This is a genomic window from Streptomyces sp. TSRI0281 (genome assembly GCF_001905125.1).
Taxonomy (GTDB): Bacteria; Actinomycetota; Actinomycetes; order Streptomycetales; family Streptomycetaceae; genus Streptomyces.
This window is the reverse complement of the sequence record NZ_LWLE01000029.1, coordinates 1-22247: the sequence shown is the minus strand read 5'-3', so window position 1 is coordinate 22247 and position 22247 is coordinate 1. Positions and strand designations below refer to the sequence as shown.

11 protein-coding genes and 1 pseudogene are annotated in these 22247 nt (G+C 66.4%); 7 read left to right on the top strand and 5 right to left on the bottom strand.

Features of this window, described 5'->3' with window-relative positions; all coding sequences use genetic code 11:
- Positions 1-2596 (top strand): DEAD/DEAH box helicase (locus A6A29_RS29040; RefSeq protein ID WP_079183073.1); only part of this gene is annotated, 2596 nt, incomplete at its 5' end.
- Positions 2597-2956: 360 nt separating this feature from the next.
- Here A6A29_RS29040 and A6A29_RS29035 read toward each other — a convergent pair.
- The gene (locus A6A29_RS29035) at positions 2957-3898 is read right to left on the bottom strand and encodes an alpha/beta fold hydrolase (protein ID WP_073724421.1); all 942 of its coding nucleotides are present in this window, start codon (positions 3896-3898) and stop codon (positions 2957-2959) included.
- A 117-nt stretch (positions 3899-4015) separates the two neighbouring features.
- Here A6A29_RS29035 and A6A29_RS29030 point away from each other — a divergent pair, with 117 nt between their 5' ends.
- Entirely contained in the window at positions 4016-4996 is a 981-nt protein-coding gene (locus tag A6A29_RS29030; protein ID WP_073724419.1) for a helix-turn-helix transcriptional regulator, read from the top strand.
- 351 nt (positions 4997-5347) lie between these two features.
- On the opposite strand, the gene A6A29_RS29025 is transcribed toward A6A29_RS29030, so the two are convergent.
- Positions 5348-5911: a YdeI/OmpD-associated family protein gene (locus tag A6A29_RS29025; protein ID WP_073724417.1), complete on the bottom strand. Its 564-nt coding sequence runs from the start codon at positions 5909-5911 to the stop codon at positions 5348-5350.
- A gap of 245 nt (positions 5912-6156) precedes the next feature.
- Between A6A29_RS29025 and A6A29_RS47130 the strand changes: the two are divergent.
- Positions 6157-6551, top strand: a pseudogene (locus tag A6A29_RS47130) (IS630 family transposase); the annotation flags it as partial.
- 91 nt (positions 6552-6642) lie between these two features.
- Here the strand turns inward: A6A29_RS47130 and A6A29_RS45050 are convergent.
- From A6A29_RS45050 to A6A29_RS29010, 3 genes are all read right to left on the bottom strand, one after another.
- Positions 6643-7200 (bottom strand): hypothetical protein, encoded by a 558-nt coding sequence (locus A6A29_RS45050; RefSeq protein ID WP_143197116.1) that lies wholly within the window; start codon positions 7198-7200, stop codon positions 6643-6645.
- A 98-nt stretch (positions 7201-7298) separates the two neighbouring features.
- The gene (locus A6A29_RS29015; protein WP_241838714.1) at positions 7299-14306 is read right to left on the bottom strand and encodes an RHS repeat-associated core domain-containing protein; all 7008 of its coding nucleotides are present in this window, start codon (positions 14304-14306) and stop codon (positions 7299-7301) included.
- A 240-nt stretch (positions 14307-14546) separates the two neighbouring features.
- Positions 14547-18080 (bottom strand): LamG domain-containing protein, encoded by a 3534-nt coding sequence (locus A6A29_RS29010; RefSeq protein ID WP_241838713.1) that lies wholly within the window; start codon positions 18078-18080, stop codon positions 14547-14549.
- 1007 nt (positions 18081-19087) lie between these two features.
- Here A6A29_RS29010 and A6A29_RS29005 point away from each other — a divergent pair.
- From A6A29_RS29005 to A6A29_RS28990, 4 genes are read left to right on the top strand one after another with little or no spacing between them, the layout of a single operon-like run.
- Positions 19088-19405 carry a hypothetical protein gene (locus A6A29_RS29005; protein WP_073724413.1) on the top strand — a complete coding sequence of 106 codons (318 nt, stop codon included), beginning with the start codon at positions 19088-19090 and terminating at the stop codon, positions 19403-19405.
- The gene (locus A6A29_RS29000; RefSeq protein ID WP_073724411.1) at positions 19402-19746 is read left to right on the top strand and encodes a helix-turn-helix domain-containing protein; all 345 of its coding nucleotides are present in this window, start codon (positions 19402-19404) and stop codon (positions 19744-19746) included. Before A6A29_RS29005 ends, A6A29_RS29000 begins: the two co-directional genes overlap by 4 nt.
- Positions 19747-19753: 7 nt before the next feature.
- Positions 19754-21403 carry a hypothetical protein gene (locus A6A29_RS28995; protein ID WP_073724409.1) on the top strand — a complete coding sequence of 550 codons (1650 nt, stop codon included), beginning with the start codon at positions 19754-19756 and terminating at the stop codon, positions 21401-21403.
- 9 nt (positions 21404-21412) lie between these two features.
- Positions 21413-22171, top strand: a complete 759-nt coding sequence (locus tag A6A29_RS28990; protein WP_073724406.1) for an IS6 family transposase — start codon at positions 21413-21415, stop codon at positions 22169-22171.
- Positions 22172-22247 lie beyond the last annotated feature (76 nt).

Genomic DNA, 22247 nt, shown 5'->3' with positions numbered 1-22247 from the left:
GCAAAAAACGAAACCGGCCCCTCAACTACACCCCCACGAAACGACAGTCGCGGCGGCGACCGGGTCCGGCAAGACCATCACGGCCGCCTGGGCCGCGCTCGACAACTTCCGGGACGGGCGGATCCTCGTCATGGTCCCCACCCTGGATCTGCTCGTGCAGACCGCTCTGGTGTGGCGCCGAGTCGGGCACCAAGCGCCGATGGTCGCGGTGTGCTCGCTGGAGAAGGACGACGTCCTGGAGCAGCTCGGGGTGAACACCACCACGAACCCGATCCAGTTGGCGTTGTGGGCAGGGCGCGGGCCGGTGGTCGTATTCGCCACGTACGCCTCCCTCGTGGACCGGGAGGACGTCGACGCCCCCTTGGGTCAGGAGAAGGTGCGCGGGCCGCTGGAGGCTGCCCTGGCAGGTGGTGAGCGGCTGTACGGGCAGACCATGGACGGCTTCGACCTCGCCATCGTGGACGAAGCGCACTCTACGGCGGGTGATCTTGGTCGTCCGTGGGCGGCGATCCACGACAATGCTCGGATCCCGGCCGCCTTCCGCCTGTACCTCACGGCCACCCCGCGGATCCTGGCGTCGCCTCGGCCGCAGAAAGGGAAGGACGGCCAGGAGTTGGAGATCGCGAGCATGACCTCCGATCCGGCAAGCCCCTACGGCGAGTGGATTTTCGAGCTGGGGCTCTCGGAGAGCGTCGAACGGGGCGTACTGGCCGGGTTCGAGATCGACGTGATCGAGATCCGCGACCCGGAGCCGGTCCTCGGTGTGTCCGAGGATGCGCTGCGGGGCCGGCGCCTCGCGTTGCTCCAGGCCGCTCTGCTGGAGCACGCGGCCGCGCACAACCTGCGCACCGTGCTGACGTTCCACCAGCGGGTTGAAGAGGCACGTGCGTTCGCGGAGAAGCTGCCCGAGACCGCGGCCGAGCTCTACGCCACCGAGGCGTCGGACCGGTTCCTCAAGGACGCCGCCAAGCCGCCGACGTCCTCGATCAAGGCAAAACTCTACGACCTGGAGCCCTACCGGCACGTCCCACCGGACCGCGTCTGGGCGGACTGGCTGTGCGGGGACCACTTGGTGAGCGAGCGCAGGGAGGTCCTCCGCCAGTTCGCCAACGGCACCGACGCCGATAACCGCCGGGTGCACAGGGCGTTCCTCGCCTCCGTACGCATCCTCGGGGAAGGCGTCGACATCGTCGGCGAACGAGGCGTCGAGGCCGTCTGCTTCGCCGACACCCGCGGCTCCCAGGTCGAGATCGTCCAGAACATCGGGCGGGCACTCCGGCCCAACCCGGACGGGACGACAAAGGTCGCCAGGATCATCGTCCCGGTGTTCCTCCAGCCCGGCGAAGACCCCACCGACATGGTCGCCTCCGCCTCGTATGCACCCCTTGTAGCCCTCCTTCAGGGACTCCGCTCGCACGATGAACGCCTGGTCGAACAGCTGGCCTCCCGCGCCCTGACATGCAGCAGCAGGGAACGGCCGGTGCATGTGAAGCGGGACGCGGACGGGCGGATCATCGGCGCCGAGGGTGAGGGTGAGGTCGTCGAGCAGGAGGACGACACGGAGGCCGTGGTCGAGTCCGCGCTGCTCCACTTCTCCACGCCCCGTGACCCGGCGACCATCGCCGCTTTCCTCCGGACCCGGGTCTTCCGGCCGGAGAGCCTGGTATGGCTGGACGGGTATCAGGCCCTGCGACGGTGGCGCGAGGAGCACGAGATCACCGGGGTGTATGCGGTGCCGTACGACGTTGAGACCGAGGTCGGGGTCACCCGGTTCCCGCTTGGGCGGTGGGTGCACCAGCAGCGGCGGGCGCAGCGGGCCGGTGAACTCGACGCCCACCGTAAGGAACTCCTCGACCAGGAGGGGATGGTGTGGGAGCCGGGCGATGAGGCGTGGGAAGCGAAGCTCGCCGCGCTGCGGTCGTTCCGCCGGGCCCATGGGCATCTGGCGCCGCGGCAGGACGCGGTGTGGGGTGAGGCGGACGACGAGCTGGTGGCGATCGGGCAGCTCATGGCCAACCTGCGCCGGAAGGACGGCCTGGGCAAAGACCCGGAACGGGCCGGGACCCGCGCCGGACAGCTGGCCGCCATCGATCAGGACTGGAACTGCCCATGGCCGCTGGACTGGCAACGGCACTACCAGGTCCTCGCCGACCTCACCGACACCGAAACCGACGGAACCCTCCCCGACATCCAACCCGGCGTCCTCTTCGAGGGTGATGATCTGGGGAAGTGGCTCGCACAGCAACGCCGGGCACACACCTGGGCACAACTGACCGGTGAGCAGCAGGAACGGCTCGGCGGGCTGGGTGTGACACCCGACGAAGCTGCCCCTGCCCCGGTGACGGCACGCGCGGCGAAGGGGGCGGGTGGGTTGTCGGCGCCGTTCCGGCGAGGAATCGCCGCCCTCGCCCAGTACCTCCAACGCGAAGGACACGAACGGCCCGTCCCGAGGAAACACGAAGAACCCGTCGACATCGACGGCCAGGAACACGTCGTGAAACTCGGCGTATTCATCAGCAACACCAAAAACCGACGCGACCGGCTCACCCCCGAACAACGCGACGCCCTCGCACAGCTCGGGGTCGAGTGGGCGTGACACCCGCCACGGCCGGACGTTGAACCCGCCGGACACGTCACAGTGCACCGAGAGACCCCAGACGATGGCGCCCGGGGTCTCGTACTGTCAGCACCGTGTCCGGCAGAGGGCATGACGCATGGTCATAAGCGGTCGGGAAAAGACGTAACCCGGCATTCCTGATCATGGGCAATGGCGGGTCGAAGTCCGTGGTTAGAGTCAGACCAACACGATCGGCCGTGTCTCCTCCGGTCCAGCTGGCCGGAGGGGAAATCCTCCCCCGGCTGAACGGGAGAGGACGCGTTCTTCGCGTCCGGCTGGCTCTCGTCACGGCTGCGGGGTGCGTGCCGGGACTGGTGACACGAACCGGTTCACGAGACACTAGCCCTGCCGGTCCAGCCATTCTGAAATCACGCGGTTGGTTTCTTCGGGCATTTCCCTCTGGATCCAGTGACCGCAGTCCAGGCCGACCACTTCCACGTTGGGCACGAACTCTGCCAGTCTTTCGAACCTCGGGACCGCGAAGTCCCGGTCGCCGTAGATCATGAGGGTGGGCTGCTTGATGATCGGGTCCGCGTCCGCCAGCTGGTGCCAGTTGCGGTCGAGGTTCCTGTACCAGTTGATGCCGCCGGTGAATCCCGACGTCTCGAACGCGGAGACGATAACGGCCAGGTCGCTGTCGCTCATGACGGGCTCACCGAGTGGTATTTCCGCCTTGGCGAGATTGATGAATGCCATGCCCGGCTCAGGGGGTGCGGGGGGCACGTTCTTCCGGTAGAGGTTGCGGATGAACTGGGAGGTATTGGCATCGAACACGGCGTCCGCGACGCCCGGCTGCCGGTTGAAGTGGACGAAGTAGAAGTCACCGCCGAGGAAGGTTTCCATGACCTCGATCCACGGCGTTTCTCCGCGTTCCATGTAAGGCAGGCTCAGGTTGATCAGCTTGTTCACCCGGTCGGGGTGCAGCAGGGTCAGGCTCCAGACGACGAACGCACCCCAGTCGTGGCCGACGAAGGTGGCGTCCTCGTAGCCATAGTGGTCCAGGAGTGCGACGAGGTCGCCCGTCAGGTGTTCGATGTCGTAGTCCGTCACCTCGGCCGGGCGGGATGAGTTGCCGTAACCCCGCTGGTTCGGTGCGATGACGTGGTAGCCGGCTGCGGCAAGGACGGGCATCTGGTGACGCCAGGTGATGGCGTGCTCCGGCCAGCCGTGGCAGAGCATAATGGGCTTTCCCTTGTTCTCTCGACCTGCTTCGAAGACTTCGAGCTCCACACCGTTGACCTGGATGAGGGTGGGCTCGGGAAATTCTGCTTGATTGATCACTGCATTTCCTCTCTGGGGGCGTTCGCTGGCGACATGACCTCCTCGATGAGGTCATGTCGCCAGCTTGCTACCCAAACCGGTCACCTCATGACCGGTTTTTATGAGATTTTTGTCTGCATGCGATCCGATCGACTGGTGGCCATACTCCTCTTGCTCCAACGGCGCGAGCAGGTGACAGCCGCGGAGGTCTCCCGAGAGCTGGACGTCTCCGAGCGCACCGCCCGCCGTGACCTCGACGCCCTGGCCATGGCCGGGGTGCCCGTGTACTCCGTGCAGGGCCGAGGTGGCGGCTGGCGCCTGGTGGGCGGTGCTCGTACCGACCTGTCCGGGTTGACCGCCAGTGAGGCACGCGCCCTGTTCCTGGCTGTCGGTCCGGCCTCGGATGCGACGCCGGCGATGAAAGCAGCTCTGCGCAAGCTCGTCCATGCTCTACCGAAGCCCTTCCAGGTGCAGGCCGAGGCAGCGGCGGCGTCGCTGGTCGTAGACCCGCAGCGATGGGGGGCGAGCCGGATCGAGCACCGGCCGCCTCGCTTCCTCGACGAACTCCAGGACGCGGTGATCAGCGGCGTCCAGGTGTCGCTCGGCTACGTCGACAGCAAAGGCGTCGAAACCTGGAGAACCGTCCACCCGCTGGGCATCGTCGCGAAAGGTCCTGTGTGGTACCTCGTCTCCAACACCGAGACCGGCCGACGGGTCTTCCGGATCGACCGCGTGTCGTCCGCCGACCCGACCGGCGACCCTGTGCACCGACCCGGGGACTTCGACCTTGCCGAGAGCTGGAATGAGATCGCCAAAGAGGTCGATCGCAAACGAACGCCGCTGGAGGTCCAGGCGGTATGCACACCCGACGGGATAGGCATACTCCGGATGGCGCTCGGCGACCGGCTCGACGTGGGAGGTTCCACGACCGATGGCCGCATCGAGGTCGTGATCCGCGGCCACAATGAGTACATGCTCGCCGGCGAGCTCGCTGGGCTGGTCGAATGGGTCGAGGTGACCGGCCCTCCGGGGGTCCGAGACCACCTGGCCTCGATCGGCAACGCCCTCGTCGAACGATACGGCCGGCCGCGCACCAGCGGAGACCTCCACTCTTCTTGAAGCGGACGAGGCAGGGCTTCGAGAACAGTTCCGCTCAATAGGGTGGGTTTGTCCGTTCCCGCAGACGCCCGGTCACGAGTCGGCGGGTCCGCCGGCCTGGCTCGCTGCGGATGGACCGTCTCGTGCCGGGCCAGCATCGCCACGCACTCGGCAAGCTTCCGGGGCCGAGGTCGCGACGGGCGGTGCAGGCTGTGGTGGCGGCTGGCGCCTCGTGGGCGGCGGTGTCGATCGTCGGCCGTGGGCTTGGGCACCTAAAGGGCAAGCCCGACGGGTGCCTGGAGCGGCAGGCCCCGCGCTGAACGGCCGAGCTGGAGGGCTACACGATCGCACTCGGTCTGCTCCAGCGGGCCCTCAGCTTCCAGGCCGCCGGAACGGCTTGAGCCGCACCCCCTCCAGGCTGTCGGCGATCAACTGGTCCAACCGCCGCTCGCGAGTCTCGTCCAGCTTGACACTGGTGACATGGTGGACGGCCTGCTTGCGGTAGGACGGCGCCTGCCCGCTGAACCACTCCCACGCCCGCGGTTCCGCTTGGAAGCGAGCCATCTGCGCCGCCTCGAACTCCAAGACCGGCTTCTCCTCGCGATCCCGGTCACGGGCTTCGAACACCGCGATGCCGGCCGGCCGCATGAGCCCCTGCGCGGTCAGCTCCTCGATCTTGCGGAGGTTGACCAGGCTCCAGTTGCTGCGCGGCCTGCGCGGAGTGAACCGGATCGTCCAGGAGACGTCGTCGATCGGGCTCTGCCGGCCGTCGATCCAGCCGTAGCACAGGGCCTGGTCGACCGCCCCCGACCAGCTCAGCGTGGGCTTACCCGCTCCCTTCCTCCACATGCCCACCCGGCATTCGGAGGCAGTCGCGTGGTGCTCCTCCAGCCAGTCCCGGAACTCCTCAGGACTTGAGAAGAAGATTGGCTCCATGCGCAGTGCTCCCGTCGGTCGTCTCGTCGGTTCCATTGAACCTGTCGGGTACGACAATCCGAGAGTTCCACCGCGCCACCCGGGATCTGCGCCGGGGTGTCATCACCATGACGGGCAGGCAACCACAGGAGCCGAGCAGGGACGGATCGGCCGCAGGCCCCTCGTTCGAGGGAGCGGAAGAGGCGCGGGCCTCGCCAGCACGAGTGGACAGCCCAGCTCAAAGTGCGCTGCCGCTACCTTCCTCGTCCTGGCTGGTCGTTGGCGACGACGCCGGATTCTCCATGCCGCAGCCGCAGGCAGAGACCTGGTCACAGCGCAGCCGAACCCCGTAGAGCGGGTCCGGGGCCGTTCTCGCGGACGAGTGTCCATCGCACGCTGACCTGCGAGCAGCCTGGCCACGGGGCGAGGCTGATCTACCAGCCGCGTAGGGGTGCCGGCCAGCGCGACGGACGCAAGAGCTTCTCTTGGCGCGACTACCGGGACCTGCTGATCGCTGCCCACCAGCAGCTCGGCGGCCCGACCTCAACCCCGTCGAAGGGATCTGGTCAGGCTCCGACACTTCTGGCTCTCCAACGTCGCCTTCAGTACCCTCGAACACGTCGTCCAGTGTGTCCGAAGCGACCTACGGCACGTCCAGTAGCGCAACCATCCAGTAGACGGCTGTCTCGCCGAGCCCGGCCTGACCATATAACCCACCTGAGCAACCCAGCAACATCACGAGTTCAAACTCATTAGCCGTTGTCAAGCCATCTCCGGGCAGCCGCCCTCTCATACTGTGGCGTTCCCGACCAGCCTGCTTTCCAATCCGCGAGATCGCGAAGGTCTACGAGATTCCGAAATCCGTTCACCAAGACAGTGCCAATCGAGGAATCCCCCGTGGTGCCACAGACGATGACGTCTCCGGTCAGTGACAGCATGGCAAAATCCGGTACACCGAAACCGCAGCCGAGCGCGTCGGCGGAGCCCGAGCCCATAATGTCCCAGGATTCGGCCAGCCTGACGCGTGCCCACCACCAGTCATCCTCGCCCTCATGGACCTCAACGGCGATCAGGAATTCTCGATCCTCGCCAAATAGCCCACCTTTTCGGGAAAGGTCGAACCAACCTTCGTTCGCCCTGGTGACGAAATCTTGAGTATCGCTTTCGACGACCGATCTTAGCCATTTACCGGAGATTGGCGGATACCCCGGAGTCAGAGTGGCGAGCGTCGGCGGGATAAGGGGGTTTTCCGGGCTCATCAACCCAAGGAAGACCAGGCCGCCAGGGGCGAGTCGCGCAGGATGGTCCATCACTTCACTTTCTGGAAATGTCTAGCAAAATCCAGGGATATCCCGAGGAAACAGTGCATAGCACCCCTGAGAAGTTCCATGCACTGCTTCCTTTTGGACTACTCCCAATTATAAAGGCTCGGCGACCCGTAGTTGTGCACACCCTGATTTGTCAGGGGAAAATGGGCAATCTGACCAGTTTGCTGGTTGATCATGATTCTAATCTGGCTTTTCGGTCGACCGTTCCAGTAGATCGGCGAATCTTTCCAAGAACCCCAGAATTTCTTGGCCGGACCACTGAGATCATTTCCCTTGAACCTGTCGATACTGCCGTCCGGATTGAGTCGCGGCGACATGCCGGGATTTGCGGTCACCGTATTCACCAGCTTGTGAGTGTCTGGATGAACCGAGTAGTAGCCTTTGTTCGCTGCACGCCTGCCAGCAACAGCCTCCGGCGAGTAATTCTCATCAGGAGTCCACTTGCTCTCGCCACAGTTGTGGACGAGGACCGGCGTGGCCCCCGCCAGCACATAGTACGCGTGTATGTCCTCGATGCTGAGGTCGTGGGTTCGCTGACGCTGAATGTAGTGCTTGACTTCGGTTATCTGGACGTGCGTACCGGCGCTGGTGCGGAGCAGCTGTCGGACTTGGAGGTCTCCGGCCTGGATCCATTTTTTCAGGTCGGGTACCCAGAAGGGGTGTGTATCGGTTGCTACGATGCTTGATTGGCCGCCGTCTACGGATACGACGATTTCAGTGAATGCCTTGTCATCTTCCGTGGTGATCGTCTGGGCAACTTTTTTCTTGACCGTTTCTCCGGTATCGACATCGCTGGTGGTTATAGTGTCGCCGACTTCGATGTCTTCGATGGCTTTTCGTGTGCCGTCTGCCAGGAGGACACCGGTTCCCGGCAAGAAGCTATGACATCCCTTCACGACTTTTGCAATCTTGTGTGTTGCGGCAGCCAGGACGACATCAAATGTGATCTTGGCTGCTCCTTCTGTGGATCTCCCGTCAATGAAATCGTCAGCAATTTCACTGCCTCTGGCAATGATTGATTCCGCGAATCCTGCTCCGGTTACTTCTTTCATTTTTCCGGTCACATACTCAGTGCATGTGCCGTCGAGAGTGACGCAGTTATATGCATTTTTGACTTCGTCGCCTACCGCACCAATCAGGCCGGTGCCAAACTCTCTACCTTGTTCCACGAGAGCATCGGTAAAGGAGGACAGCCACCCCCCGACACCTCCTCCGCCACCGCCATTACCGCCGCCGTTACCACCTCCACCGCCATTACCGCCACCGCCTCCGCCGCCTCCGCCGCCGCCACCGCTGCCGGAAGTACCGCCGGTGTTCGGTGCCGGGTTGGTGTTGATCGGGAAGGCCGGGTCCGGCTTGCCGCTGTTGTTGCCCGGCTGGCAGTGGCCGTTGCCCGGGTCGAGGCAGGTGCCGGTGGGGTCCGAGTTGGTGGCAGGGCTCTGGCCGGCGTAGCTGTATCCGTTGAGTGTCTGGTGTTTGCCGAGTTCGAGGATGGGGTCGACGCTGATGAACTGGCCGATTCCCGGGTCGTATTCGCGAGCGCCGATGTGGGTGAGGCCGGTGGTGGCGTCAGTGGGCTTGCCGAGGAATTCTTTGTCGTCGGGCCAGGTGGTGGGTTTGGTGCCACGGGGGGCGCCGAAGGGGGTGCTGTAGCGCTTGGTGACGGCCTGGGTGGTGGCGTCGGTGGCGATGCTGCTGGTGCCGTGGTGGTCTGCGGCGAGGAAGCTGATCTTGCTGCCCGGGGTGCCGAGCGTGGATGTGCGGACTGCGATGTTCTGGCCTGCCGCGCTGTAGTAGCGGGTGCCGGTGACCGTCTTTGTTGTGCCCTTGGTGGTCAGGCGTACCTCGGTGGCGCCGAGGTAGAGGACGGTGTCGCCGTCTCCGGTGGCGCGGCGGATGAGGAGTTCGCCGTCGGCGTCGTAGAGGTAACTCGTGCCGAGTGCGGGCTTGGCGCCGGCTGCGGGTTCGGTGGTGGAGGTCAGTTCGCCTTCGGTGTTCCAGGTGAGGGTCTGGGTGGCCTGGGTGCCGGGGCGGTTGGTGGTGTTGCCCGCGTCGTCGTATCCGTATGTTGCCGCTTTGGCTCCGGTGGTCTTGACGAGTGGGTGGGGCTGTCCGGTGGATGTCTTGTATCCGTAGCCGGTGGTGGCGTCGCCTGCGGCGGCGTGGGCGGTTTCGGTGGCCCGTTGGCCGGCGTCGTTGTAGGTGTAGCTGGTCCAGTAGGGGGCGGCGCCGTCGAGGTTGGCGGTGGTGCGGCCGGTGGTGGCGCAGTCTGCGGTCTTGGGGGTCCAGGCTTCGGTGAGGCGGCGGTTGCCGTCGTAGGTGAAGCACTGGTTGTCGGCCTTGGTGGTGCCGCCGAGAGTGGTGGGGTCGAGGATGGACAGGACGTTGCCCGCGTCGTCCTGGGTGAAGTTCAGGTCCTGCAGCATGTACGAGTGAGTCTGGTCGGTGACGTGGCTGCGGGTGAGGCGGCCGGTGCCCGGCTCGTACTTGTTGGTGATGTAGGTGTTCTTGGCGCCTGCTCCGAGTGTGAGCTGTTCGGCCTGGCCGAGCGCGGAGTAGCTGACGCCGAGGAGGTAGGTGTTGGTCCCGGACAGCCCTGTGGTGAGGCCGAGGGAGTTGTATTTCGGTTCGACGATCTCTTTGGGGAGGCCCGCGACGCCGGGTTCCTTGGTGTTGTTGAGGGTGCCGTCGAGAAGGTAGTCGGTGCCGAAGGTGGTGGTGGCTGCCACTGCACCGGAGGTGACCAGCGGGTCGTCGGCGGGCAGCACGACCTCGGTGCTGGTGGCCCGGCCGAGGGTGTCGTAGGCGGTGACCTGCTTCGTGTATGCCTTGCCGGTGGTGCCGCCGACGTAGCGGGTGGAAGCGTCCGGCTTGCCCTTGCGGAGTGTGTCGTAGCTCCAGTGGGCGAGCTGATTGGGGGGCGTCTCTTCGGTCTGCCACAGGTCGGTCTTGCGGCCGAGTTCGTCGTACTTGTAGAGCAGTTTCGCCTTGCGCGAGTCCTCGGTCAGGCTGATCTGGTCGAGGTCGGTGTACTCGGTGCTGGACGTGCCCTTGTCCGGGTCGGTCGTCTGGATCTGGCGGCCGAACAGGTCGTAGGTATAGGTCCACTTCGCGTCGTCGATGCCGGTGATCAGCGACTGCTTCCCGTCGCGGGTGTAGTCGTACTTCACCCGGGTGTAGGGGGTCCCTGTCGTGGCGCCGTACGCGGTGTCGTTGGGGGCTGTGCCCGCGTAGGTACGGGTCTCCGTGGTGCGGCCCAGGACGTCGGTGATGGTGCGGGTGGCGTTGCCGCCCTTGACCGCGGTGGTGGCGGTCGAGTCTCCGGTGTAGCTGGTGGTGGTCGACCACCGGTCCACGCCGAATACCGTGAAGGTGCTGTTCGTGGGGCGTGCTGCCGCGTCGTAGGTGGTGCGGGTCAGGGCGGGGGTGTGGGCGTAGGAGGCGCGGGCGTATGTGCCGTTCGGGGCGGCGAGGTTGTCGTAGATGTCTGCGTACGTCTCATAGGCGAGGCCGCGTGAGTCGTATCGGGTGTCGGTCAGGATCCGGCCGCCGAGGGGCGAGGCGGTCTGGGTCTGGAGCGGGCGCAGCAGGGCGTCGGTGATGGCATAGCTGGTCTCGTAGCTGGTGCCGTTGGCTTTGAGGGTGGCGACGGACGTCCAGGGCTGGCTGCCGCGGGCGATGTTGTAGTCGTATTTCGCTGTCGGGGTGTCGATGCCCTTGGTGCGGTTGGGTGCCCAGGTGTCGGTGATGCGGCCGAGTGCGTCGTAGGCGTTCGCGGTGTCCTTGGCGGCGGCGTCGGTGGTGCCGGTGATGGATCCGCGTGCCGGGTCGATGTAGGTGTAGTTCTTGTGGATCTGGCCGTTGGAGGCGAGTTTGGGGGAGGCGACCACCATGGTGGTGAGGGGGCCGGACGCGGCCGGGTAGTAAGTGGAGGACGTGACGTTTTTTTTGGCGTCCTCGACAGTCAGGGGGCGTCCCAGTTTTGCGGTCGCCGTGTCGTAGGTGGTCTTGGTGACCATTTGCCAGCCGCCGTTGACGGGTGGGTGGCGGTCGCTGGTTCCGGCGGCGGCCGGGTAGGCCTTGGCTCTGCCGGTCCAGGTGGCGAGGCCGAGTGTCGGGGTCTGGGAAGCGGTCCAGCCGGTGGCGGTGGGGTTGTCGTAGACGACGGCGGTGTCGGAGAGTACGTCTCCGCGGCTGTCGGTGTTCGCGGGGAGGTTCAGTTTGTCGTCGGTGATGACGGCTCCGGCTGTGTCCAGGCAGGCGGATCCGATGGTTCGGGTACGGGAGACGAAGCTGGTGAGGCCCTTGTCGGGGTTGCGGGCGTACCAGGTGCGGGTGCAGGTTTCGTCACCTGTTTTGCTCTGGTCTCCTACGGCTTCGGTCTGGGTGACCATGCCGTAGGTGGGGTCGTAGGTGTGTGAGGTGTAGCTGCGGCGCCAGGTGTTGCTGACGGGGAGGTAGGTGTAGGCGTAGGAACGTGCGGTACGGACGAAGTGCGCCTTGGTGTTGGCGTACGAGCGCTGCTGGCTGGCTGTTTCCTTGTTCCAGATGTTGTTGACCGCGACGGTTACGGGCTGGGTCCCGTTGTAGGTGAGTTCCTGGCGCAGGAACCCTGCCAGTTGGTTGTGGTCGGTGGCGTCCGATACGTCCAGGCCCGCGATGTCGATCCCGGGGATGGCGGCAGTGCGGGTGGTGGTGCTGTCTAGGCGTTTGTCGCCGTGCATGCCCTGCATGTACTGGCGGACGGTCTTGGACTGGGGGTGGGCGGTGTCGCCGGTGTAGGTGGTGACCTTCCGGTAGCCGCGCCAATTGGACCAGGTCCGCTCGTCCGCCGGTGTGAAGGGGTCGTTGTTGTAGTGCCAGCCGGGGTTCTCGTAGGTGTAGAAGTTCTCGACCGCTTCGTTCTGGCCGGCCGGGTCCGAGGTGGATACGGAGGTGACGTTGTACTTGTGGAACCAGTCGAGCTGTGGGTCGCCGCCGTTGACGGGCCAGTAGACGGGGTAGCAGGAGAGGTTGTTGTCGTCCTCGGCCGTGGGCATCTTGCTGCCGCGTACGCACTGGGGGTCGGACAGGGTGACGGTGGTGATGGCGCCGGTCTCGGTGGTGATGGTGTTGATGCGGGGGCGGGTCAGCGGGAGGATGTTGTCGGTGGCGTCGACGCGGTTGGGCCGCATGTGGTAGCCGAACTCCACCGGCGGTACGACGATGGTGCCGCCGTTCTTCCCGGTGCGCTGGAGCGACTTGAGGGTCAGGGTTTTGTCGGAGGGGTTGCCGATGTCCCCGCCGTCCAGGAACTGGTAGCTCAGGGCGTAGGTGTCGACCGGCTTGTACGCGTCGGGCTCGGCGGCCGTGGACCAGACGCTCGTGTTGATGCCGGTGAGCATCTTGCGGGTGAAGAAAGTCGGTCCCTTGGGCAGGCATTCGGTCTCATCGGCGCTGCAGATGGCGTCGAAGGGGACGTCGGGCCACTTTTCGGCGGTGTCTTCGGTCAGTGAAGGGCAGTCGGCGGCGGTGCACCGTTCCTTGTAGGTGAACTCGACCTTGCCGGAGGGGTTGCCGGTGAACAGGGTGTTGGAGCGCTGTCCGTACTTGATTTCTTCGAGGTAGCCGCCGCGGGTGTAGGAGGCGAGCTCGGTTTTGTCGCCGTTCTTGGCGTAGTGGTTCGATTCCGCTTTGTACCAGTACGTGGATGCGTTGCCGTGGACATCGGTGACAAGGTCGAGGTTCCAGCGCCATGCCTGTGTCTTGGCGCGGCCGGAGTAACCAGTGCCGGAGGAGTATCCGGGCTCTCCGGAGTCGTCTCCGAAGACGGGGACGGTCCAGACGGAGTTGGTGCGTTCGGTGCCCGCCCCGGGAAGTTTGTTCAGGCCGAAGGTGTACGTGGTGCCGTCACCGGTGACGACCTTCCAGTACTCGCCCTTTCCGTCGCCCTTGCCTGCGACGATGTCGTCGCCGTCGTCATTGTTGTCTGCTCCGGTCTCGTGGGTGACCTGGGAAGCATCGTCATTCTTGAGATGCCACACACCGGTGGTGTCGTCCTTGACGAGTTCGGTGGCCTTGCCGTTCAGGACGAGGGAGGCGTTCTCGTACTTCCAGCACTGGTCGGACTTGTCGGCCTGGCCGTCGTCCTCGCACGATCCGTATTTGCGCTCAATGTAGGAGGAGGTGAGGTCGAATCCCTCACCCGCCATGGAACCCTGGTTGTTCGTGTTCGAGGTCCGGCCATCCGTGCTGCCCGAGTCGTAGGACAGCGACAGCAACGGTGAAGGACCGGCAGCCGCCGGTGGCACAGTGACCGGATAGGACCAGGTGAAGGAGCCGGACGAGCCGCCGGCTTCCCAGGCGGAGGAAGCCGCCAGCGGGGTGGCCTTGTAGTCGCCCGCGCCGGAAGCCGCCGTCTGTGAGGTCGCCGTCACGGCGAACACGCCGGCAGACGCTGTGGTGTCCGTAGTGGTGACGGCGGGGAGGCTGACCTGGGCGGAGACAGTCTGCGCTGCGCCGTTGTTACGGTGGGTGACGGGGGTCTGGGTGCGGCACTGCGGTTTCTGCGGGCTGGTCAGCGCGCACGCGGGCAGGGACACCAGGCCCAGGCGGGCGCCCCAGTTTCCGCCGATGGCGTCGGCGAACTTCTCGTAGTCGATGGTGATGCCGGCGGCGCCCGGGGACTCTGCGGCGGCGGTGAACACCACGCCGGTGATGCCCGCCCTGCGGGAAGTCTTCTGGTCGAGCACGCGGACCGTGGCGGAACCGGTGGCAGCGCCGGCCTGCTGTGCGTTGCGTGCCTTGGCCTTGGCACGGGGCGGTGTGGTGACGGATACGGTGGCCCGACCGGGTGTGCCGTCGATCTTCTCTGTTCTGGTGGATGCCTTCGGCCAGTGGGTGGCATGCCGGCTGCGTGCCTGGGCGGCCTGCCTGCTGTTGGCAGCCTTGTTCTTGGCCACCCGTTCACGGTCTTCTTTCGCCCCCAGGGCGTTGACCGTCTTCACCTTGCTGACCCGGGGAGCGGGGAGGCCGGGCCGGCCCAGAGGGTCCGCGGCGACAGCCACCGGCGTCAGCGCCGCGGGCACGGACAGTGCGAGGGCCAGCACTCCGACCACGGGTATCCGAAACGCCCCGGCAACTGGGGTGGGGCGTCGTCTGCTGCGTCGCTTCACGAATGAGGGGAACCATCTGGACACGGACACGTCTTCTCTCCGGGAACGGCCGACCGCCAGTGGTTCGGGCAGCGCAGCAGGGTGGCGGTGGCGCAAAGCGGCGTGGGGCAGGGCGGGGCGGGGCCGGCGGTGATGGCCGGCCCCGCCGGTGGCGAAGCGCCGGGGCGGTGGGGTTCAGGTGCCGACGACGTCGGCGACCTGTGTGCCGTCGCTGAGCGCTCCTGACCAGAGCCGGATGTCGGTGAGCCGGCCGGGAAGGTAGTTGCCCCAGGCGCCGAGGTATCCCTTGCCGACAGAGAGCTCGCCGGTGCCGACCTCGGCGGTGTACTGCACGTCGTCGCTGGTCTGGCGGTCCGAGGTGACGTAGAGCTGGATCGTTCGGTCCTGGGCGTTGTACACACCGGTGATGCGGGCCTCGGAGTCCAGGACGGCCTCGTCCTTGCTCTCGACGGATACTCCGGTGCCGTCCGCGGTGAGGCGGCCGAAGTTCCAGCGGCCCACCGCAACGGGCTTCGATACGGGCAGACCGTTCTCGTCGAGGACTCGGTCGCCGTTCTCGTCGTACTCGGGTTCCTGCCGGCTTTCGGTCTTCTCGAACCACAGGCTCCACGACGAACCGGTCGCCGTGCGCTGCCCAAGAATCTGCGCCTTGTAGTGATCCGGTTTCGCCAGGATCTTCGCCTCGTCGACGACCGCCTCTGTGGTCACCGTGAACGAACCGGAGTCGTCCACCAACGGCCCGGGTGTGGTTGCGGCGCCCGTGGTGCCGTTCAGGACCAGTTCGTCATCGGCGAGGGATGCCCCCGAGGACAGGGCGAGGGACGGGCTGTAGCCCGAGACGGTGTCACTGAGTGACGTGCCCTGAGCGCCTGCGGGCTTCCACGCGGCAACGAGCTCGACGGAAGGCTTCTTGTACGCGTCGAGCAGCGAGCTCTCCTGCGCGATCTGTTCCTTGGTCAGTGCCACCTGCCAGACCGCCGCTTCGTCGATGACACCGGGGAAGTAGTCAGTGTGTGTGCCGGACCAGTGGACACGTCCGATCTGGAGCGGGCCGTTCGCAGCCCACGGTGTTGTGAACGGGGTGCTGCCCTGCAGCTCTCCGTTGACGTAGAGGCTGATGGTGCCGGCGGTCGCGTCGAAGACTCCGGCCAGGTGGGTCCATACCTTGGGGGTTGCGGGGTTCTTGGAGGCCACTTTCTGGTAGGTCCACGGCGTCCCTGCGGGAGCGTCGGTGCTGGCCTCGCGGAAGGACCACTTCTTGATGGTGGATTCGTAGCTGAGAAGGAACGGGCTTCGGTTGGTGCCGTCCTGGCTCAGGACGGTGGAAGTGGGGCTGGCGATGTCGTCCAGGCGGACCCATGCGGCGACTGTGTAGGAAGCCCGGGTGTCGATGACCGGGCCGGTGGTGGCTGCGTAGCCGGTGGTGCCGTTCAGCTTGAGCCCGCTGTCCGTGGTCCTGACCGCGGGGGCGGTGTCTGTGGCCGGGGTGACGGTGACTTCGCCTCGGCGCCCCTGATTGATGCGGGTGGCTCCGCCGGTCAGTGCCGCGTTGTCCCGCAGGCTGGGGTCGGTGGTGGAGGAGTCGACCGCGTCCCCGGAGGGTTCGCTGAAGTTCCAGCGGCCGACCGGCCCGTCGCCTTCCTTGACGACGAACTCGACTGCATTGCCCTCGCCGGGGCCATAGCTGTCCTTCGCTTCGGCTTCCAGGACGATGGTGCCGGACGTGGGCGGTACCGCGTTGATGTCCAGCGTTGCCCCGGGCAGGTAGCTGGACCAGGCCGTGTCCGTGGACAGCTTGTACCGGTAGGCCGTGTTGACGTCACCGGCGGCCGGGCCGAGGGTGAATGTTCCTCTCTGGCCGGGCTTTCCTCCGGGGACACAGTCGTTCGCGGTGCACAGCGAATACGGGTTGCCGGGTTTGAAGGTGATGGTCGGAGGCTTGGGAGCTGTGCTGTCGACCTTGAAGTAGCACCATCCGGTCGTCGAGCCGTTCGACGGCCCCGCCAAATGCTCGCTGCCGTAGTACGACCGGGTCCAGGACCGGTAGCGGTAGAGAGCGTTCTCCTCCAGGTTCGTGCTGGGTGACGCGGTGATCTTGACGTTGTCACCCACCGGACTGGACGGCGCCACGATGTCACCGATGGCCTTGGTCCAAGTGGTACCGGTCTTCTTGTCCAGTGCCATGACGACCCGCAGTGCGGCTCCCGACTCACCGCCCGCCTCGGTCTGGGCTGTAGCGGTCAGGGCAGGGGTGGGGTCCGTGGCAATCGCCGGGGCGGACTCGACGGTCTTGCACACCGAGGTGTTTCCGGTGACGAGACCGATGGCACTGGGCTTGGCCGGCTTGCCGACGTAGGTGACGCTCAGGACCGCATCGTCGTCGAACCGCTTCCACGCGATGGTGTCCGACTCGTCCTTGGCCATCAGCATCAACGTCAGACGGGGAAACTTCCCCTCCGCGAAACTGCGGACAGTGGGCGTCAGGTTCTCGTCCGGCTCCGGCGCATAGTCGTGGAACTCGATCGGGGCACGCGGCTGTGACGGTTTACAGTTGTCGCCCCGCCCGGCTGAGACATTCCGGTCGCCCATCTGGTCCAGCTTCTTCGGCCCCGGCCACCGCGACGACGAGGAGATATTACTGGTGCGCTCCAGATCGACCCATCGCTCGTCGCAGGAGAACGACCAGGTTTCCGTCACGCTGAACGTGGCGTCCAGAACGTGCTTGCCCTTCAGATTCCCTGGGGCGAATTCGAAGTACATGCGGTTCACATAGCCGTTACCGCAGTAGTAGGAGACCCCGCCGATCACCGCGGACCCGCACTTCCCGACGCTCATGCCGTTCTCGCCACCGGAGAAGTCCCAGAACACATCGCCGTCCGAGGACAGCACGGTGCGCTCGGAATCGTCCAGACCGACCGGCGGATCGATGTAGAGAGGGAAGTCCGCCCTGCTCGTTGCCTCAATGAGGTCCGTGTCGGGCTTGACGGTTACCGATCCTTCCGCGACCGCAATGTCCAGGACCGAGGACTTGTCCCCCGCTCCGGGACCGGCCAGCGGGTCACCCTCCCCGGGCGGGCCTGCCGGTACCGGCTCGGACGCGCCAGCCTCCGCAGGCTCGGCGAGGTACAGCGACTGCCGAGCCGCCGCAGGGGTGGTGTTCTCACCGGCGGAGTTCCACATCTGCGCGGCCGGAGAGCGGAACACGGTCTGTCCATTGCCGTCCAGCGCGTCCACGCCCCCGCCGGCGCCCGCCCGCACCGTGAGATTCTCGGCTCCCAGCTGGTACTCGATGCTCGCCAGGGCAGGGTTCGCGGCCGCTTCCGGAGTCTCGACCTCCAGCACCTGGCGGAAGCCCTCCACCGTCGCGGTCAGGATCAGATTCACATCCGGCAGCACGTCCTCATAAACGGCACGCTCGCCCTCCAGACGAGGAGCGGGCAGAGTGCCCGGCCAGCCCAGGGACACCGACTGTGTTCCCTCAGCGATCGTGACCAGACCCGCTCCACTGCCTCCGGGCGAGAACGACAGATCCACCGCAGCGGCCTTCGGACCGACCGACCCGTCGGATTTCTTCACAAGAGTGGCATCCGGACTCGTCCACCCACCGTCCGGCAGAGCGACCCGCACCGGACTGATCGCCTTGTCCAAGGTGAAGGTCGTTCCGTCCGGGTTCGCGAACACCGTCTCCCGTTCGGTGCGTTCCTCCACGACCTCAACACGTTCACCCGACTCAACCGCCTCGGCGGAAGCCCGAGCCTCCGCCGAGCCAGAAACCGAGGAAACACTCTCAGCGGCTGCGGGCACTGCCGCGGCCTGCCAGGCCAGGGCAGGAATCCCGCCCACCATCGTGGACGCGACAGCCAGCGCGCACACACGGTGACGCACTCGACGCCACACCCCACCACTCACAGTCCCGCCCCATCGATCACAAAGCCTTCACGAAAGTCAGCCAAATATCAGGGCATGATCCAGACCAGTCAAGAGTGACCTGAGTCACCATCAAAGAAAGTTGCACCACGAAAGCAAGACCCCAGGAGGACGAAGTCCGATCAATCCACATATCCGAGAACAGACCGTTCGGTCGCAATCATTCGGTAACTACGAGCAGTACCAGGCCAGTTACCCGCCCGCCACCAACCCGCCCATCGACAGAGCCTTGCGCACCGCCCAAACGTCAAGTTGCCCAACGCGAACCAGGCAACATACCCACGACCACACCACCCCCGCCCGGACCAGACCACCCGCCCCGGCAACAGAACCCCATGCCGGAACCTCCTCAGCGCCTCCGAAGCAACACACACCGTCACCAGAGCTGCAGCAACAGACAACGCACCACCACGTGTTCCTCACTCACAAGCACACGGGCAGGGGCAGACTGGCAATCAGAGCCGAGGAGTGAAAAGCCGTGCGCCAGACAGAAGAACAGGACGCGGGACACAACAGGGCGAACGCCGCAGGTGAGTGGTTCGGCAGAGGGGTTCGCGTACCTCCAGGTCGCCGCACCGGCTGCCCGGGTCGGCGGCGCGCCAGCGGTTGTCGGTGAACGCCGTTCCGCAACCGGGGCAGACAGAGCGGTCGGCATCACGTTCACCTTGCTGGCGTGCGCACCCTGGCCGCCCAACCGGCGCCCCAACGGCGGCGCTCCCGCGAGGAAAGCCCTCATCCGAGCGGCGGGGCCACGGCCCCGAAACGGACCGGACCGGCGGCCGCCACAGGTGCTGGAGGTTTCGCGGGGCCCCGCCAGGGCCGGTGAGCAGGCGCAGGACGCTCTGTATGCAGCGGTCGGGGAGGTGCTGGCGGCGCGGCCCTACCGGGGTGCGGTCCGTCCCACGGTGGTGCGCGCGGCGCTGGAGGCCGGTGAAGACGTGCCGGAGAGGTCGGCGGAGTTCGCGGGCTTGTGCACCTGGTCGTGGCGATCGGCCTGGACGGTCCGGTACCTCGCGTCCGTACATGCGGACCCCGAGGCGGCGGGCCGTGACGCTTCCGAGCGGGCCGCCCAACGGCTGCTCCTGGACCAGGGGAACCTTCGGTGAAGTGGAATCTGCGCATGGTGGCGGCCCAGCGGGACATCTGGCGTCCGGTGCAACTGCTGGCCGCGTTCAAGGCAGTGGGGTTCAACCCGTCGCTGAGCAAGACCTCGGCGCTGTGGGGCGGGACGCCGGTGACGGTCCGCCTGGAGGATCTGGACATGATCTGCCAGGCACTGCAGTGCACGGTCGCTGACCTGATGCAGGCCGAGCCGGTCGCCGTCGCCGAAGCCTCTGAAGAGCAGCCGCAGTCGCTGGCGGCGGGTGAGGTGCCCAGGGCCAGGCCCGGGCCGGTGCGCCCGGTACCTCGGCGCGATGGGCCGCGCCGCCTGCTTCCGCCGAACTGAGGCTGACGTGGAGCGGACGCGACAGTGCCGCGAGTGCCTGACCTGGGGTGTGTTCGCCCGTGACGTGTGCGGTGGCTGCAAGGAGTGGCAGCCCGCCGCCGGGCCGTCGGCGGAGTGCAGGCTGTGCCGGCACCGGCAGCGGGTGAGTATCGACGGGCTGTGCCGCCTATGCCTGATCACCCTGCGGTCGCAGGGGCGTGCCCCGGACTTCGATGATGCGCTCGGGCCGGAGGACATCCAGCTGATGGTTCACGTGTCCGTCGGCTGGCTCGGCCTCGCCCTGCCGTTGTCCCGCGGCGGCGTACGGCCGCGCAGCCAGCGGCGGAACGTGAAGGCCGGACACCGGGCAAGGCCGCATCTGGACGATCAGACCGTAATCCCTGCCGCCGTGCCCGGGCAGGGGGTCCTCCTCCCCGCACAGCGGACGGTCGATGCTCTTCACCTGACCCGGATCCGGGACCGGACCTGGCCGGAGTGGCCCCCGCTCGCCGCCCTGGCAGCCGAGATTGCCGGCGAGCGCCGGGTGAGTGACTCCTGGCGGCGGATGGTACTGAGGCTGGTGCGAGCGGCCTTGTCGATGCGGGATGCCGACGGCGCCCGGCTCGTTGCCGAGGAGTACTTCGACCAGCTTCCCAAGAACGGGACCGGCGGCGCCGTCGAAGTCCTGCGCCGCGCCGGCCTGCTCATGCCGCGGTCCCAGCCCAAAAACCGGTGGCCGACGCGCAGCTGCGGCTGCTGGGGCGTCACCAAGGGGCTGTGCCGGGGCTGCGAGAGCTGGAAACACGAGCCGATCCGCTACCCCGTGGCCGGCTGCGCCCGCTGCACGCGCACCCTGCCGTTGTCCACGGTGGCCGGCCTGTGCCGGGGCTGCCTGATCCACGTCCGCGAACACGGCCCCGACACCCCGGGGCACACCCAGCTCCAGCTTGCCCTGGGCAAGCGGCCCGTCACCCAGCTCAAGCACCCCGCCCGCTTCCTCGGCTACGACACCACCGCCACCACGCACCGCACCCGGGCCCGGGAACGCGCCCGGCGCAGACCGGCACCCCGACCAGTCTCCGAGCATCTCGTCGACCCCCAGCAGGGCACCTTGTTCCCGGCAATGCGCGACTCGAGCAGGCTCGCCTCGCTCACCTCGGACGAACTACCGGCCCTGACTCCCGACGAGGAACAGCTACTGGATGGCTTCACCCGGTTCTGCCGCGCCCAACTCCGCGTCACCGACCCCAACCCCCACGGTCACACCGCAGCGTTGCGCGCGCTGCGGATCGTGCTGGCCCACCTCGGCGCCGCGGCGCCCGTCCACGAAGCCGACCTGCGGGACCTGGCCCGTCTCGATCCGAACATCAGCGCCCAACGAGTCATCGGATTCCTCACCCAGCTCGGGCACCTCGTGCCCGCACCCACCGTCGATCACGACCAGGCCGCCATCAACCGGCTCACCGCCACCTTCCCCGACCCCCTGCGCACCGAACTCCAGCACTGGGTCACTGTCCTCAAAGGCGAAGGACGCCGCCGCCACCAGCCCCTGCCCACCGCCACCATCCGCGGCTACCTCTGGCAGGCCGCACCCATCGTGCGCATGTGGAGCGAACACACCACCACCCTGACCGCCATCACCCAGCAGGACATCCACGGGCACTGTCACGTTGGTTGACCGGGTGGGATGATCTTGGAGTTGGTCGTGCCGGGGAGGGGTTCGCTCGTGTCGTCAGCGCCGCCGTCGTACAGGGGACACCGGTACCCGGTCGAGGTGATCTCCCATTGCGTGTGGCTGTACTTCCGCTTCCCGCTGTCGTTCCGTGAGGTGGAGGAACTGATGCTCCAGCGCGGTGTGATCCTCTCCCACGAGACCGTCCGCCGCTGGTGTATGAAGTTCGGGCAGGCCTATGCGAACGGACTGCGCCGCCGCCAGCCGCGGCCGGGGGATAAATGGCATCTGGACGAGGTGTTCGTGAAGATCAACGGGGAGCGGAAGTACCTGTGGCGGGCCGTCGACGCCGACGGCACCGTGCTCGACATCCTGGTCCAGGGCCGAAGGGACAAGGCCGCGGCCAGGCGCTTCTTCCGCAGGCTCCTCAAAGGAATCGGGGCCGTGCCGAGGGTGATCATCACGGACAAGCTCCGCTCCTACGGCGCGGCCCACCGCGAGGTCATGCCCTCCGTGGAACACCGCTCCCACAAAGGCCTCAACAACCGGGCCGAGAACAGCCACCAGCCGACCCGGCAACGCGAACGCGCGATGAAGGGCTTCCGCAGCGTCGGCGCAGCCCAGCGGTTCCTGGCCGCGTTCAGCGGCATCTCACCCCACTTCCGGCCCCGCCGCCACCTGATGACCACATCCCACTACCGCGCCGAGATGACCATCCGCTTCACCATCTGGGACCAGGTCACCGGCGCCACCGCCCTGCCCACCGCGGCCTGAGCACAGGACCGGAACCCGGCCCCACCACACCCGACACGCCATCAGACACTCACACACTCAACAACGTGACAGCGCC